This is a genomic window from Marinobacter sp. KMM 10035 (genome assembly GCF_046537445.1).
In the GTDB taxonomy this organism is placed as follows: Bacteria; Pseudomonadota; Gammaproteobacteria; order Pseudomonadales; family Oleiphilaceae; genus Marinobacter; species Marinobacter sediminicola.
On the sequence record NZ_JBBVMG010000001.1, the window covers coordinates 1,740,652 to 1,755,421 of the forward strand.

Here is a 14,770-nt window from a genome sequence, read left to right on the forward strand (position 1 = left end):
GAATGAAACCAAAAAGGCCTCGGTATGTTCGAGGCCTTTTTGATTATGGCATACGGCTATTCGTTGATTTTGGCTATGTAATCCGCGTAATACTGATCGAAAGTCTTGAATTCCAGGCTGTCTCGACCGCAGCAGCGGATGTCTCCTGACTTGATGTCATATACCCAGCCGTGCACCTGAATTTTACCTGTGGCCAGCTTCGCGGCGACCACTGGGTGCGTGCGCAGATGCTGTACCTGTTGCTGCACGTTTTCCTCTATGGCCTCATTAAGGTACTTGCTGTCCAGGCAAGCGTCGGTCGGAATGTCGTGCCGTTCACGGACGATTTCTATGGCTGATCGGCAGTGCCCCAGCCACTCCTTTACGTGTGGCAGTCCTTTCAGTGCCGGTATGTCCAGAGCACCGGTAATAGCGCCGCAATCTGTGTGGCCACAGACAATAATGTGGCGTACACCCAGAACCGCAACGGCGTATTCAATAGAAGCCGTCATGCTTCCGGTTTCATTGCTGTGGGGTGGGATGACGTTACCGGCATTTCGACAAATGAACAGGTCGCCCGGGTGAGAGCCCGTGAGCATATTCGGGTCGATGCGGGAATCCGAGCAGGTAACAAACAGTACATCCGGGTTCTGGCTCGTAGCCAGTGCACCAAACAGGTCTTTGTGCTCCGGGTAAACGTTTTTGTGAAAATTCAGTACGCCGCGAACAATGTGATCCATGTTGCCTCCTTCTGCCGATCAGGCAATTTCGATTAGTACTTCACCCGGAGTAACCCGGTCGCCCTTGGTGACGTGAACCGCCTGCACGGTGCCATCAACACTGGAGTGGATTTCGGTTTCCATTTTCATGGCCTCGGTAATCAGAACTGCCTGGCCGGCGGTGACCGAATCCCCTTCCTTTACCAGTACATCTACAACATTTCCGGGCATGGCTGTGCTGACATGACCTGGATCGGTTGCGCGCTTGCGACCTTTGCCGCCACCCTCTGCCACATATTCGTTCAGGGATTCGAATACCACTTCTTCGGGCATGCCATCCAGCGACAGATACAGTTTGCGCTTACCAGGCCCTGTGGTGCCCACGCCGGTTACTGCCACTTCGTAGGTTTCACCGTGCACATCAATACGGAATTCAGTGGCAACCCCGGTGCCCAAGCGGCTTTGCCCGGGTTGCTCTAATGGCAACAGCTCTTCCGGTTTGAGCGTGCCGTCCTTGCGTTGCTGCAAGAACTCCCGGCCCAGATCGGGGAACATGGCGTATGTGAGCACATCTTCTTCACAACTTGCCAGACTACCAATGTCTTCTCGCAATTTGTCCAGCTCAGGGCCGATCATATCGGCCGGACGTCCATCATTGACCGCCTCATTGCCGATGGCCTTTTTTCGGATGTCGGCATTTACTTCAGCAGGGGGGTGGCCATAGCCGCCCTGCAGGTAACGCTTAACTTCGTTGGTGATGGTTTTGTAGCGCTGCCCGGCCAAAACGTTATAAACCGCTTGAGTACCAACAATCTGGGATGTGGGCGTTACCAGCGGTGGGTAGCCAAGATCCTGTCGAACCCTTGGGATTTCGTCGAATACGTCGTTGATCTTGTCGAGGGCATTCTGTTCCTTCAGCTGATTGGCCAGGTTTGACATCATGCCGCCAGGAACCTGGTTGATCTGCACTGAAACGTCTTCCCGGGTGAACTCGCTTTCGAATTGATGATACTTTTTACGGACCTCGCGAAAGTAGTCCGCGATTTCGCTGAGCTGCTCCAGATCCAGCCCGGTGTCGTACTCCGTGCCCTTAAGCGCGGCTACCTGGGATTCCGTAGCCGGGTGACTGGTGCCGCTGGCAAAGGCCGAAATGGCCGTATCGATCCGGTCGGCACCGGCTTCGATGGCTTTGAGCTGGCACATGGGTGCAAGCCCGGCGGTTGAGTGGCTATGCACCACCAATGGCAGGTCTACAGAAGACTTGATTGCCTTAACCAGTTCAAACGTGGCGTAGGGTGTCAGCAACCCCGCCATGTCTTTTATGGCAATGGAATCGGCGCCCATGGCTTTGAGCTGTTCAGCCTGTTTCACGAACAACGCAGGCGTATGCACGGGGCTGGTGGTGTAGCAAATTGTACCCTGAGCGTGCTTGCCAGCCTTCTTTACCGCTTTCATGGCGGTTTCCAGATTGCGAAGGTCGTTTAGTGCATCGAATACCCGGAACACATCGATGCCATTGTCGGCCGCCTTCTGTACGAAAGCCTCAACCACATCATCGGCATAATGGCGGTATCCCAAAAGGTTCTGGCCGCGTAGCAGCATTTGCAAACGGGTGTTGGGCAAAGCTTCGCGCAGTTGGCGCAGGCGCTCCCATGGGTCTTCTTTCAGGAAACGTACGCAGGCATCAAACGTAGCGCCGCCCCAGACTTCCAGGGACCAATAGCCCACTTTGTCCAGTTTGTCGCAGATCGGCAGCATGTCCTCCGTGCGCATGCGGGTGGCGATCAGGGATTGGTGCGCATCACGAAGAATTACGTCGGTAACTTCAATCTTTTTTGCGTTGCTCATGTTCAGTCTCCTGTGGATTACCAGCCAGCATGGGCTGCAATGGTGGCGGCAATCGCCAGTGCCACGGCACTGGGGTCACGTTTCTTCGAATAGTTCAGCAGTTCCGGATGGCTGGGTACGAAGCTGGTGTCAAAATGACCATTGCGGAAGTCTGGATGATCCAGAATCTGCTGATAGTAATTGGCGGTGGTTTTGATGCCATGCAGGCGCATGTCGTCCAGAGCCCGCTTGCCCCGTGCGATTACCTCTTCCCAGGTCAGTGCCCACACAACCAGCTTCAGACACATGGAATCGTAGTAAGGAGGGATTTCGTAACCGGTATAGATGGCTGTATCCACCCGCACACCCGGGCCGCCGGGGGCGTAGTAATGAGTGATGCGGCCAAAGCTGGGCAAGAAGTCGTTCTTTGGATCTTCGGCGTTAATACGAAATTGCAATGCATAGCCCCGAAACTGAATATCCTCCTGCCGATAGCTCAGGGGCAGGCCAGAGGCGATGCGCAGTTGTTCCCGCACAATATCTACGCCGGTAATGGCCTCGGTAATGGTGTGCTCCACCTGCACCCGGGTATTCATTTCCATGAAGTAGACTTCGTTGCCCGTGAGCAGGAACTCCACCGTGCCGGCGTTCTCATAGCTCACGGCTTTTGCTGCACGCACCGCCAGATCACCGATGTACTGGCGCTGTTCCGGCGTCAGCTGCGGGCTCGGGGCAATCTCGATCAGTTTCTGATTGCGACGCTGAATGGAGCAGTCGCGTTCAAACAGATGGATGGCATCGCCCTGGCTGTCTGCCAGTATCTGCACCTCAATGTGGCGCGGATTCACGATGCACTTTTCCATAAATACTTCTGCCGAGCCAAAGGCCTTCGTGGCCTCGGAAATCACGCGTGGGTACTGGGTAGTCAGCTCTTGCGGTGTGTCGCACCGACGAATGCCGCGACCGCCGCCACCCGACGTGGCTTTCAGCATTACCGGGTAGCCTATGTCGTTAGCCAGTTCCAGTGCCTCATCAAGGCTATCCAGATTGCCTTCAGAGCCCGGAGTAATGGGTATGCCCGCGGCACGCATGCTATCGCGAGCCTGGGTTTTGTCGCCCATGCCGTGGATGACGCTGGATTTCGGGCCAATGAACGCCACACCCTTCTGTTCGCACAGGCGGGCAAAGTTGGCGTTTTCCGACAGAAAGCCATAGCCGGGATGAATAGCATCGCAGCCGGTTTCGACTGCCAGGTTTACGATGCGAGCCGGGTCTAGATAGCCCGCTAGAGGGTCTTCGCCCAGAGAGTAGGATTCATCAGCCCGCTTAACATGCAGCCCGTAGCGATCCGGTTCGGTATAAATTGCCACCGAACGTATCCCCATCTCTGCACAAGCCCGCACAATGCGCACGGCAATCTCGCCACGATTGGCGATCAACACTTTCTTCAGCATGGGAAGTTCCTCATTGCTTCGTCCCGAATGAAGGTAGGAAAAGAATAACGAGGATTGCTGATCAGTAAAAATTGATATTATTTCGTTTATATATAAGTTAAACGTTATGAATGGGTTGTTAAAAGGAGAACTTATGCCGCTCAGTATCCAGAAGCTGGCGAACAGACTGACGTTTCGGCAGTTGCAGGTGTTCAAAGCCGTCTATGACATGAAAAGCTACAGCAAGGCAGGAGATTTGCTGGGATTGACCCAGCCAGCCGTCAGCAGTCAGGTGCGACACCTGGAGCAGGCGCTGAACATGCCGATGTTCGAATACATAGGCCGAAAACTCTATTGCACCGCGGCAGGGGAAGAAATGGCCGCGTGCGTGCGTTCAGTATTCGGCGAGCTTGCCGACATGCAGAACCGCTTGGCGGCGCTGGAAGGCAGAGTGGCGGGCGACTTGCGGCTGGTGGCAGTAAGCACCGCCCAATACGTGGTGCCCTACCTGTTGGGCGAGTTCCTCGAACAGAATCCGCAGGTCAACATATCGGTATCTGTAGTCAACCGCGCAACCGCATTGGAGCGCCTGAAAGAAAACAGCGACGACCTTATCATCATGGGTATGGTCCCCCAGGGCCGACCACTAACCTCGCTGCCGTTTCTGGACAACGAACTGATCCCCGTAGCCGCGGCTGGCCACCCGTTGCTTGAACAAGAGTCAGTCAGCGCAGAAGCATTTCTGCACAGCCGACTCCTCACCAGAGAACCCGGCTCCGGCAGTCGGCTGGCACTGGAAGTCTACTGCCAGCAACATCAACTGAGAATCGACCCAATCATGGAGTTGGGCTCTAACGACGCGGTTAAACATGCGGTGTTGGCGGGGTTAGGCGTCGCGGTCGTGCCCAAGTTAAGCGTGTTATCGGAATTAGCTCTGGGCTCTTTGAGAGCCCTGGACATTTCCGGCTTCCCACTGCGCCGCAGTTGGTGCGTGGTCTATCCACAAGGACGACACCCAACACCAGCTATGAAGGCGTTCGTTAACTATGTTCAGCAAAATATTGCGCGGTTCGAGCGGTTGTTTAAAGGGTTAGCTGCCAATTAAGAGAGGTTCGGATCAGAAAGTGGATGCAGTGGCGCTCGAGAGTTATCTCATATTCATGTCGGGTGGGCTTTAAACCCACCCCTCCCCATAACTAAATGGCTAGGGCCAATTTAGAGGCCCAAGCCCAAACCAATCAACCCCCAAGTTTCCGAACAAGAATCTCATTGAACAGCTTAGGATTCCCTTGGCCCTTGGAGGCCTTCATCAAAGGACCCATAAAGCCGCCCAGCATCTTCTTTTGCTTCTTGGGATCAGCCTCTTGCTGATACTGGGCAACCTGATCCGGCATCCCGGCCAGAACCTCATCAACCATTGCCTCCAGCGCCCCGGTATCCGACACCTGCTTCAGACCCTGAGCATCAATAATGGCATCCGCATTGTCTCCGTCACCGTTCCAAAGGGCCTCAAGCACCTTCTTGGCGCCGGAGGACGACACAGTATTGTCGGCAATACGCGCCACCAACTGGCCGAGCTGCTCGCCGCTGATGGGCGCCTGTGCCACGGATTTATCCTCCGCGTTCAGGCGGGCCGAGAATTCTCCCAGCACCCAGTTGGCCGCCAGCTTGGCATCTTTTCCGTGTTCTGCGACCGCTTCGAAGAAGGCCGACAGCTTGGCATCATCGCTCAGCAAACGGGCGTCGTAATCGTTGAGGCTGTACTGCTCCATGAATCGTGCTTTGCGCTCATCCGGCAATTCCGGCAACAAATCCCGGGCGCTCTCAATAAACGCATCGTCAATCACTACGGGCAGCAGATCCGGGCAGGGGAAGTAGCGGTAATCGTTGGCTTCTTCCTTGCTGCGCATTGAGCGTGATTCATCGCGCTCACCGTTGTACAGACGAGTTTCCTGAATAATGCGGCCGCCGTCTTCCAGAATGTCCATCTGCCGCTCCACTTCATGGGCAATGGCCTGCTCCATAAAACGGAAGGAGTTCAGGTTCTTGGTTTCCGTGCGCGTGCCCAGTTCGTCCGAGCCTTTCGGCTTGAGCGAAATGTTTACATCAAAGCGCAGGGAACCCTGGCTCATATCGCCATCGCAGATGCCAATTGAAGACACCAGGCTGTGCAGTTTTTTGGCAAAGGCCACAGCTTCTTCTGCGCTGTTCATGTCCGGTTCGGTGACAATTTCAATCAGCGGTGTACCGGCGCGGTTCAGGTCGATGCCCGTCATGCCATGAAAGTCTTCGTGGAGCGATTTGCCGGCATCTTCTTCCAGGTGAGCATGATGAATCCGCACACGCTTGCTGCTGCCATTGGCCAAATCAATATCCACAAAGCCCGGACCCACAATGGGGTGGTCCAGCTGCGTGGTTTGATAACCCTTGGGCAAATCCGGGTAGAAGTAGTTTTTACGATCAAACACCGAGCGCCGGCCGATTTCAGCGTTTACTGCTAAGCCGAACATCACCGCATAGCGAAAGGCCTGCTCGTTCGGAACAGGCAAGGTGCCGGGCATAGCTAAATCGACAGCGCTGGCCTGGGTGTTGGGCTCGGCACCAAATGCCGTGCTGGAGCCGGAAAAAATCTTGGTTTTGGTGGCAAGCTGAACGTGAATTTCCAGCCCGATCACAATATCCCATTGCATAGTCGTTCTCCTGATTCGGGCTTACTGGGGAAGCTTTTGGTGCCAGTCGGTAACTTGTTGGAACTGATGGGCCGCATTCAGCAGACGGGCCTCTTCAAAGTAGTTCCCGATAATCTGCAAGCCAACAGGCAGGCCGTCGACAAAACCTGCAGGTACCGACATGGCTGGAACACCCGCAAGGTTCACGGCAATGGTGAAAATATCTTCCAGGTACATGGTCACCGGATCATTGGTGTTCGCACCTTGCACAAAAGCAGGTGAGGGCGAAACCGGGCTCATCAGCACATCCACCTCTTTGAATGCATTAATGAAATCCTGCTGGATCAGGCGTCGAACCTTCTGGGCTTTCAAATAATAGGCATCAAAATAGCCGGCTGAAAGCGCATAGGTGCCAACCAGAATCCGGCGTTTCACCTCATCTCCGAAACCTTCGGCCCGGGTGCGGGTGTACAGGTCGTTCAGGTCTTGCGGGCTCTCACAGCGATAGCCGTAACGCACGCCATCAAAACGCGACAGGTTGGCAGAGGCCTCTGCTGGCGCAATGACGTAGTAGGCAGCAATGGCCAGCTTGGCGTGGGGCAGTGATACTTCTTTTACGGTGGCACCGAGCTTTTCGTATTCCTTAACCGCATTCCGAATCTGTTGCTCCATCGCGGGGCTCAGTTGGTCGGAGAAGTACTCTTTGGGAAGGCCGACGCGAAGGCCTTTCAGCGGCTCGTTCAGGGTGGTGGTGTAATCCGGTACGGCCTGATTAGCAGATGTGGAGTCTTTTGGATCAAACCCCGCCATCACATTCAGCATCAGCGCGTTGTCTTCAGCGGTACGCGCCATGGTGCCGCCCTGATCAAGGCTGGAGGCAAAGGCAATAATACCGTAGCGGGACACCCGCCCGTAGGTAGGCTTCAGGCCCGTAATGCCGCACAGGGCAGCCGGCTGACGAATGGAACCACCAGTATCAGTTGCGGTGGCGGCAGGTACAAGGCGAGCAGCAATGGCGGCTGCGGAACCACCGGAGGATCCACCAGGCACACGCTTCTCGCCGGCGCTCAATCCCCAGGGGTTGGTTACCGGGCCGAAAAAGCTGGATTCGTTGGAAGAGCCCATGGCGAACTCATCCATATTGGTTTTGCCCAAGCACACAGCGCCGGCCGCGCGGAAGTTGGCGGTTACCGTGGAGTCGTAGGGCGGCACAAAGTTGGCCAGCATTTTAGAGCCGGCCGTGGTTGCCACACCGTTGGTGCAGAAGATGTCTTTGTGGGCAAAGGGCACGCCGGTCCAAACGCTGGCTTTGCCTGCTGCACGTTGCTCATCTGCGGATTTGGCATCCGCCATGGCCTGGTCTTCGGTTACGGTAATGAAGCTGTTGTACTGCTGGTCTTCGGTTTTAATACGATCGAGGAACTCTCGGGTCAGTTCCACGCTTGAAATCTTGCCGCTTTCCAGCTCGCGGGAAAGCTCTGCTACGGATTTGTTATGCATGTTCAATCCTGATTGTGGGCCGATGGTGGGCTCGTCAGATCACTCAATAACCCGAGGTACGAGATAAAGGCCGTCTTCAGTAGCCGGCGCAATGGCCTGGAAGGCCTCCCGTTGATTGGTCTCGGTCACGTTGTCAGCGCGCAAACGCTGCACGGCATCCAACGGGTGGGACAGCGGTTCTACGTTGTCGGTGTCTGCGGCTCTGAGCTGGTCAACCAGGCTCAGGATATTGCCCAAGTCGTCTTCCAGTGCGGGTATCTGCTCTTCGTCGAGGCGAATGCGGGCCAGCACGGCGACTTTTTCAATGTCTTCGCGGGAAATGGTCACGTTGACTCCAATGTATGAAACAGCGTTTTCTAGAAGGTGGATATGGTAACAGATTCGCGGCTGGGCGGGAGGGGCGCTGCGACGCCGAAAATCTACTCAATTGGCCGGGTATCATCCAGCAAGTCTTCGGCTGCGGCGTCGTTCCGCTCTTCCCGCACTTGCCGCGTAATGTGGGTGTCCGGCCGCACGTTCAGCACGTCATCAGCCGGTAACTCTGACGTGGGCGAAGGCTTGGTTGAACCCGTGTTTGGCTCCTGTGTCCGCTCTGGCCGCTTTGACGTATCTTCGGCAGCCTGTGTGCCGGGCGTTTGATCGAAGCGCAGTCTGTATATGGGCTCGGGTAGGGTGAAACCCTGGCTCTCCAGTGCATTCTTGGCGGCACGAATCGAGAGGCTGCGAGCTTTTCCGAAATCAGATTCGCGCTGGTCAATCCAGGCCGTGAACTTGATAAGAATGTTGGAGTCGCCCACGGATTCAATAATGCCGCTAGGTTCCGGGTCGTCCAGCACCCAGACCAGCTGCTGCATCGCCGTAAGGCCGGTTTGTATAGCCAAGGCCGGGTCGTCCTCTGCGTCGACCCCCAGAACAAAATCAAAGCGGCGCTGAGGATTGCGAGAGTAATTCAGGATGACGGCTTTGAAAACCGTAGCGTTGGGGATGCGCAGATGGTTACCGTCAAGCGTCATTAGCACGGTGGAACGCGAGGTCAGCCTCACCACAACACCTTCATAATCGTTGATGATTACGTGTTCCTGAGCCCGGAACGGCTGGCGGATACTCAGCATGATGCTGGAAATGTAATTTTCCATGGAGTCTTTTACCGCGAAGCTGATCGCCAGCCCCAACACGCCCGCGCCACCTAGAAGAGTGCTCATCAGCGCTGTAGCACCGAGTATGTTCAGTGCCAGCAGCAGGCCCAGGAGAATGGTGATCAGCCTTACCGCATGCCCAGCCAGTTCCGCCAGAAAGGGATTTTTGGTTACCCGTGACCAGAGCGGTGCGTGACTTGCCAGCCGGTGCCCGGCGAACGCCACCAGTGCAAAAATACTGAATGCCACCAGAAAAAGTGGCAGGGCCCGTATCCAGCCGCGCAGAGTGTTCTGTAACGAATCCCAAAGGGGGTCGAGGTTGTCCTGCAGATCCAGAGTGCGGACAATGCTGTCATCAACTGCGATGGCACCCTCTACCCGGCTGGCGAGTTTCAATGCCCGTTGGGCCTGTGCCTCGTTCGCAGTCTCGCCTGAAAGCGCCACTACGCCGCTGGTCACGTTGACCTGCAAAGAGTCAAACTGCGGAATCTGGGAAAAAATCCCGGAAATGCGCTGCGTTATCAATGCGTCGCTGTCTGTTGCCGGCTCAAGGGTAATTGCGCCAGCTGGCTCTGCCTCTTGTTGCTGAGCCAGAACCAGTGAGGGGGCAAAAACCGTTAGCGCTACAACCAAAAGCAAGCGCCTGCCAAGCCAAGCTGTGCCGAGATACTTTGGCAGGTTAATCTTTGGTATTCTCAATAGAGGCCTCTCCGGTGGCAAAAAAAATCCGATTATCATGGATGGCCTTTCGGGCCATCTTTAATGTAAAGCAAAGTTCAGCGCACCGCCTGCGTCAACCAGAAATCCGCGCAAAGCCCTTGGCTGACTCTCCACGCACATGACCAATTGTTCATGCCCGGAGCAATATCATTTGCCTTTGCGGCCGGCTGCGCCTTGCCTGCGCGGGGGGGCACTGATAAAGTTGCCGCATCTTTCTGCAACCGCAACTCTCAGGTTGAAACTACACGAATGTTGATTAAAAGACTCCGAGGCTTATTCTCCAGCGACCTGTCCATTGATCTGGGCACCGCCAACACCCTTATTTTCGTGCGTGACCGCGGGATTGTGCTGAACGAGCCGTCCGTAGTAGCCATTCGTACCACCAACTCCCAGAAAACGGTTGCCGCTGTCGGTGCCGAAGCGAAGCGCATGCTGGGGCGTACACCCGGCAACATCACCGCCATTCGCCCCATGAAAGACGGCGTCATTGCCGATTTCGTGGTGACTGAAAAGATGCTTCAGCACTTCATCCATAAGGTGCATGAGAACAGTTTTATCACTCCAAGCCCGCGGGTTTTGGTGTGTGTGCCCAGTAAATCGACTCAGGTGGAACGTAAAGCCATCCGTGAGTCGGCTCTGGGTGCAGGTGCCCGGGAAGTGTTCCTGATTGAAGAGCCCATGGCAGCAGCCATAGGCGCAGGGCTGCCGGTTGAAGAAGCCAGCGGCTCAATGATTGTGGATATCGGTGGGGGTACTTCAGAAATCGCCATTATCTCTTTGAATGGCATTGTATATGCTGATTCTGTAAGGGTAGGTGGTGACAAGTTCGATGAAGCCATCGTTACCTACGTGCGCCGTAATTACGGCAGCCTGATTGGTGACACCACCGCAGAACGCATCAAACACGAAATCGGGTGTGCCTACGAAGGCCTCGAGATTCTCGAAATTGATGTGCGCGGACGCAATCTGGCCGAAGGTGTGCCCCGTGCGTTCACCCTTAACAGTGAAGAAATTCTGGATGCCCTCCAGGAATCTCTGGCGCAGATTGTACAGACAGTTAAAAGCGCGCTGGAACAGTCCCCGCCGGAACTGGCTTCTGATATTGCCGAACGCGGCATTGTGCTGACCGGTGGTGGAGCCTTGCTGCGCGGGCTGGACAAGCTGATCAGTGAAGAAACCGGGCTGCCGGTAATCATTGCAGAAGATCCGCTGACCTGTGTTGCCCGTGGCGGCGGCAAGGCGCTGGAAGTTATTGATCGGGGTGGCATTGGAATGTTCTCCCAGGAGGGATAATCCTTTGGGGAGGGATCACCATTAAAACCATTTTTGTTCAGGGGCCTGTGCCAGGCCTCCGGCTCCTGCTTGTTATTATTGTGTCGGCGGCGTTGATCGTCGCCGATCAGCAGTTTGACCGTGTTACCCCCGTTCGCAGTACCTTGGCAACCGCGCTCACGCCGGTGTATTGGCTGGGCAATGCCCCTTATCAGTTCAGCGACTGGGTGGCTGGCTTGTTCACCACCCGTGAAGATGTGAAACAGGAAAACGAAGACCTGAAAGCCCGTCTGCTTATCCTGGAGCGCAGGGCCCTCAAATACGCCGCTCTGGCATCTGAAAACAATGAACTTCGCCGCTTGATGAACTCTTCTGAACTGCTCGATGACAGGGTAATCGTCAGCGAAGTAGTCGGGGTGTCACCAGATCCCTATTCCCACGAAATTATTATCAATAAAGGTCGAAGTGATGATTTGCAGGTGGGGCAGGCCATATTGGATGCCCATGGCTTGATGGGGCAAGTTGTGCAGACCAGCCAAATTGCCTCCCGCGTGCTTCTTGTCTCAGACAGTAGTCATGCGGTACCCGTTGAAGTTGTGCGCAATGGGCTTCGAGCTATTCTTCTGGGGACTGGCGATTCAGGCACCCTGGATCTGGTTCACGTGCCAGACACAGCAGATATTCGAGAAGGCGATCTTCTGGTGAGCTCTGGACTCGGTGGGCGCTTCCCCAGAGGGTACCCGGTTGCGGAGGTAAGCCTGATCAAAAAAGAGCCTGGGGAGCCGTTTGTTACCATTCAGGCCCGCCCGAAGGCGCAACTCAATCAGAGCCGCCTGGTGCTTGTTGTATTCCCGCCCAAAAGCGAACACCCGGCAGAAGCAGGTGACGACATGCCTTCCGACATACCGTCGGCTGACGCGGTTCAGGGGGGGCAAGGCTGATGTTATCCGTCATCAGTTATCCGGTATTTGTGTTGTCCGTGATCGTATCACTGGTATTGAGTATTTCTCTCTTCCCCACGGGCTGGTTTGAATTTCGCCCTGAGTGGTTGGGACTGGTTGTGTTTTACTGGACTTTCCGTGCTCCGGCACAATTTGGCGTCTTGCTCGCATGGTGCCTTGGGCTGCTGCTGGATGTGCTGGAAGCGACGCCATTGGGCGTTAACGCGCTGGGGATGGGATTGACTGCGTTTCTGGTGCTGACAATTCACCAGCGGCTGCGGATGTACCCTGTGCTACAGCAGTGTGTGATGGTTTTTCTCCTGCTGGGGATCAACCAGATGCTGGTGCATTTTCTCAAGCAGATGTTTGGTGGTGAAGATGCCGGCTTCAGTTATCTTTGGCCCGCACTCACCAGCGCCGTGATCTGGCCAGTGTTCTGCATATTTCTGGACAACATTAACAGGAAGCTGGGTTAGCCATGACGTCGATTATTCTCGCCTCGGCATCGCCACGCCGCTCGGAGTTGCTAACACAGATTGGCGTACCATTTTCTGTGCATCCAGCCCATATTGACGAATCACCACGAACGTCTGAAGCCCCCGGCGATTACGTTGAGCGGCTTGCGCGGGAAAAAGCACTCGCAGTTTCTGCTCATTTTCCCGGCAAGTGGGTTCTTGGCTCAGATACAACGGTTGTTCTGGATGGCGCCATTTTAGGTAAACCGGCAGATGAAGCCGAGGCTGAAGCCATGCTGGCTATGCTGTCAGGCAAAACTCATCAGGTAATGACAGGCATTGCGCTGGCCAAGGATGATGGTTGTGACTCCAGGTTAGTGACCACTGAGGTTAGCTTCCGGGTGCTCTCGAGGACTGAAATTGTAGCCTATGCAGCTTCAGGCGAGCCCATGGATAAGGCCGGAAGTTATGGAATTCAGGGCCTGGGTGGTATTTTTGTGAAGGAACTCAAAGGGAGTTACAGTGCGGTTGTTGGCTTGCCTCTGCAGGAAACAGCTGCCTTGCTGGCGGATGCCGGTGGCCCTGTCTGGAAACACTGGATGAGTAGTCAGGAGAGCCAATCATGAGCGAAGAAATCCTGATCAACGTAACACCGGTTGAAACCCGGGTCGCGCTGGTTGAAAACGGAATGTTGCAGGAAGCCTACATTGAGCGTGCCAGCCGCAAAGGTATTGTCGGTAACATATACAAAGGCAAGGTTGTGCGCGTGCTTCCGGGGATGGAAGCGGCGTTTGTCGACATAGGATTGGAGCGGGCTGCCTTTATCCATGCCTCTGATGTGGTCTCCAGCCATGCCAACACAACAGCGCCCGGCGACGGGCCGAAAACCGTTCCTGATATTCGCACCTTGTTACGCGAAGGCCAGTCACTGGTTGTTCAGGTCACCAAGGACCCCATCGGCACAAAAGGTGCCCGGCTTACCACTCAGCTTTCCATACCATCGCGGTATCTGGTGTTCATGCCAGAGGTCATCCATGTGGGTATTTCCCAGAGAATAGAGGATGAAACGGAGCGTAGCCGATTGAAGGCCATCGTTGAGCAGGGTGCTGAAATGCATCCGGATGTTCAGGGTGGCTACATCATTCGCACGGCAGCTGAAGCCGCATCCGAAGACGAGCTGCTGGCAGATATGAATTATCTGCACCACCTTAGCCAGTCTATCCATGAACGGATTGAGAAAGTGCAGGCGCCGGCGGCCGTTTATAAGGACCTGCCTCTGTTCATCCGCACAATCCGTGATCTGATTCGACCTCAGACTGAAAAAGTCCGCATCGACAGTCGCGAGAGCCATCAGCGGGTAATGGAGTTTGTTGATGAGTTTGTCACCGAATTTGCCGATAAAGTGGAGTATTACCCCGGAGAACGGCCTATTTTTGATCTTTACTCCGTAGAGGATGAGATTCAAAAGGCACTGAGCCGCAAAGTGCAGCTCAAATCAGGTGGCTATGTGATCATCGACCAGACTGAGGCAATGACCACCATTGACATAAACACCGGTGCCTTCGTGGGGCACCGTAATCTTGAAGAGACCATTTTCAAGACCAATCTGGAAGCAGCACGGGCAATCAGTCGCCAGCTGCGTCTGCGTAACCTTGGCGGCATCATTATTATCGATTTTATCGACATGGAAGATGTTGAGCATCAGCGCCAGGTTCACCGGATGTTGGAAAAAATGCTCGAGCGGGATCACGCTAAAACCAAGATCACAGGTGTGTCTGAGCTGGGTCTGGTGGAAATGACCCGAAAACGGACCACAGAGAGCCTCGGCCAGGTTCTTTGCGAGCCTTGTCCTATCTGCGATGGTAGAGGCTTCCTGAAAACCAGCGAGACAGTGTGTTTCGAGATTTTTAGGGAAATACTGAGAATCAATCGGGCCTACGATGCAGAAAGCTATTTGGTGATGGCGTCCCAGAGTGTGGTTGATCGCCTTGTTGATGAAGAATCTGACAACGTGGCTGATCTCGAAACCTTTATTGCCAAGACTGTCCGTTTCCAGGTAGAGCCGTTTTATAGCCAGGAACAGTACGATGTCGTTTTGCTCTGATTTCGGGGCGATACA

General features: G+C 54.9%; 13 protein-coding genes. 6 read left to right on the plus strand and 7 right to left on the minus strand.

Annotated elements, in window-relative coordinates:
• Positions 1 to 56: 56 nt before the first annotated feature.
• The 3 genes from AADB16_RS07835 to AADB16_RS07845 are packed head-to-tail and all read right to left on the minus strand — an operon-like array spanning position 57 to position 3,979.
• Entirely contained in the window at positions 57 to 719 is a 663-nt protein-coding gene (locus tag AADB16_RS07835) for a carbonic anhydrase (RefSeq protein ID WP_410802482.1), read from the minus strand.
• Positions 720 to 737: 18 nt separating this feature from the next.
• A complete protein-coding gene (oadA, locus tag AADB16_RS07840) occupies positions 738 to 2,546 on the minus strand; it encodes a sodium-extruding oxaloacetate decarboxylase subunit alpha (protein WP_410802484.1) in 1,809 nt (602 codons plus the stop codon).
• A gap of 17 nt (positions 2,547 to 2,563) precedes the next feature.
• Positions 2,564 to 3,979, minus strand: coding sequence for an acetyl-CoA carboxylase biotin carboxylase subunit (locus tag AADB16_RS07845; RefSeq protein ID WP_309045439.1), 1,416 nt, complete (start codon positions 3,977 to 3,979; stop codon positions 2,564 to 2,566).
• A gap of 133 nt (positions 3,980 to 4,112) precedes the next feature.
• On the opposite strand from AADB16_RS07845, the gene AADB16_RS07850 reads away from it, so the two are divergent.
• Complete coding sequence (locus tag AADB16_RS07850) at positions 4,113 to 5,063, plus strand: LysR family transcriptional regulator (protein WP_410802486.1); 951 nt, start codon at positions 4,113 to 4,115, stop codon at positions 5,061 to 5,063.
• 133 nt (positions 5,064 to 5,196) lie between these two features.
• Here the strand turns inward: AADB16_RS07850 and gatB are convergent, their stop codons facing one another.
• The 4 genes from gatB to AADB16_RS07870 all read right to left on the minus strand — a co-directional run bounded on the left by gatB (position 5,197) and on the right by AADB16_RS07870 (position 9,962).
• Positions 5,197 to 6,663, minus strand: coding sequence for an Asp-tRNA(Asn)/Glu-tRNA(Gln) amidotransferase subunit GatB (gatB, locus tag AADB16_RS07855; RefSeq protein ID WP_309045450.1), 1,467 nt, complete (start codon positions 6,661 to 6,663; stop codon positions 5,197 to 5,199).
• A 6-nt stretch (positions 6,664 to 6,669) separates the two neighbouring features.
• Positions 6,670 to 8,127 carry an Asp-tRNA(Asn)/Glu-tRNA(Gln) amidotransferase subunit GatA gene (gatA, locus tag AADB16_RS07860; RefSeq protein WP_410802488.1) on the minus strand — a complete coding sequence of 486 codons (1,458 nt, stop codon included), beginning with the start codon at positions 8,125 to 8,127 and terminating at the stop codon, positions 6,670 to 6,672.
• Between the two features lie 39 nt (positions 8,128 to 8,166).
• Positions 8,167 to 8,454, minus strand: coding sequence for an Asp-tRNA(Asn)/Glu-tRNA(Gln) amidotransferase subunit GatC (gene gatC, locus AADB16_RS07865; protein WP_309045436.1), 288 nt, complete (start codon positions 8,452 to 8,454; stop codon positions 8,167 to 8,169).
• 92 nt (positions 8,455 to 8,546) lie between these two features.
• Positions 8,547 to 9,962 carry a mechanosensitive ion channel domain-containing protein gene (locus AADB16_RS07870; RefSeq protein WP_410802490.1) on the minus strand — a complete coding sequence of 472 codons (1,416 nt, stop codon included), beginning with the start codon at positions 9,960 to 9,962 and terminating at the stop codon, positions 8,547 to 8,549.
• Between the two features lie 273 nt (positions 9,963 to 10,235).
• On the opposite strand from AADB16_RS07870, the gene AADB16_RS07875 reads away from it, so the two are divergent.
• Genes AADB16_RS07875 through rng form a run of 5 tightly spaced genes read left to right on the plus strand, consistent with a single transcriptional unit; the run spans position 10,236 to position 14,755 of the window.
• The gene (locus AADB16_RS07875; RefSeq protein WP_200202776.1) at positions 10,236 to 11,276 is read left to right on the plus strand and encodes a rod shape-determining protein; all 1,041 of its coding nucleotides are present in this window, start codon (positions 10,236 to 10,238) and stop codon (positions 11,274 to 11,276) included.
• A gap of 29 nt (positions 11,277 to 11,305) precedes the next feature.
• Positions 11,306 to 12,196 (plus strand): rod shape-determining protein MreC, encoded by an 891-nt coding sequence (gene mreC, locus AADB16_RS07880; protein WP_410803620.1) that lies wholly within the window; start codon positions 11,306 to 11,308, stop codon positions 12,194 to 12,196.
• Complete coding sequence (gene mreD, locus AADB16_RS07885) at positions 12,196 to 12,672, plus strand: rod shape-determining protein MreD (RefSeq protein WP_309045434.1); 477 nt, start codon at positions 12,196 to 12,198, stop codon at positions 12,670 to 12,672. Before mreC ends, mreD begins: the two co-directional genes overlap by 1 nt.
• Before the next feature lie 2 nt (positions 12,673 to 12,674).
• Positions 12,675 to 13,277 carry a Maf family protein gene (locus AADB16_RS07890; protein ID WP_298448257.1) on the plus strand — a complete coding sequence of 201 codons (603 nt, stop codon included), beginning with the start codon at positions 12,675 to 12,677 and terminating at the stop codon, positions 13,275 to 13,277.
• On the plus strand, positions 13,274 to 14,755 hold the full coding sequence (gene rng / locus AADB16_RS07895; protein ID WP_309045433.1) for a ribonuclease G: 1,482 nt from the start codon (positions 13,274 to 13,276) through the stop codon (positions 14,753 to 14,755). The genes AADB16_RS07890 and rng overlap by 4 nt, the downstream gene beginning before the upstream one ends.
• The last annotated feature ends 15 nt before the right edge of the window (positions 14,756 to 14,770 follow it).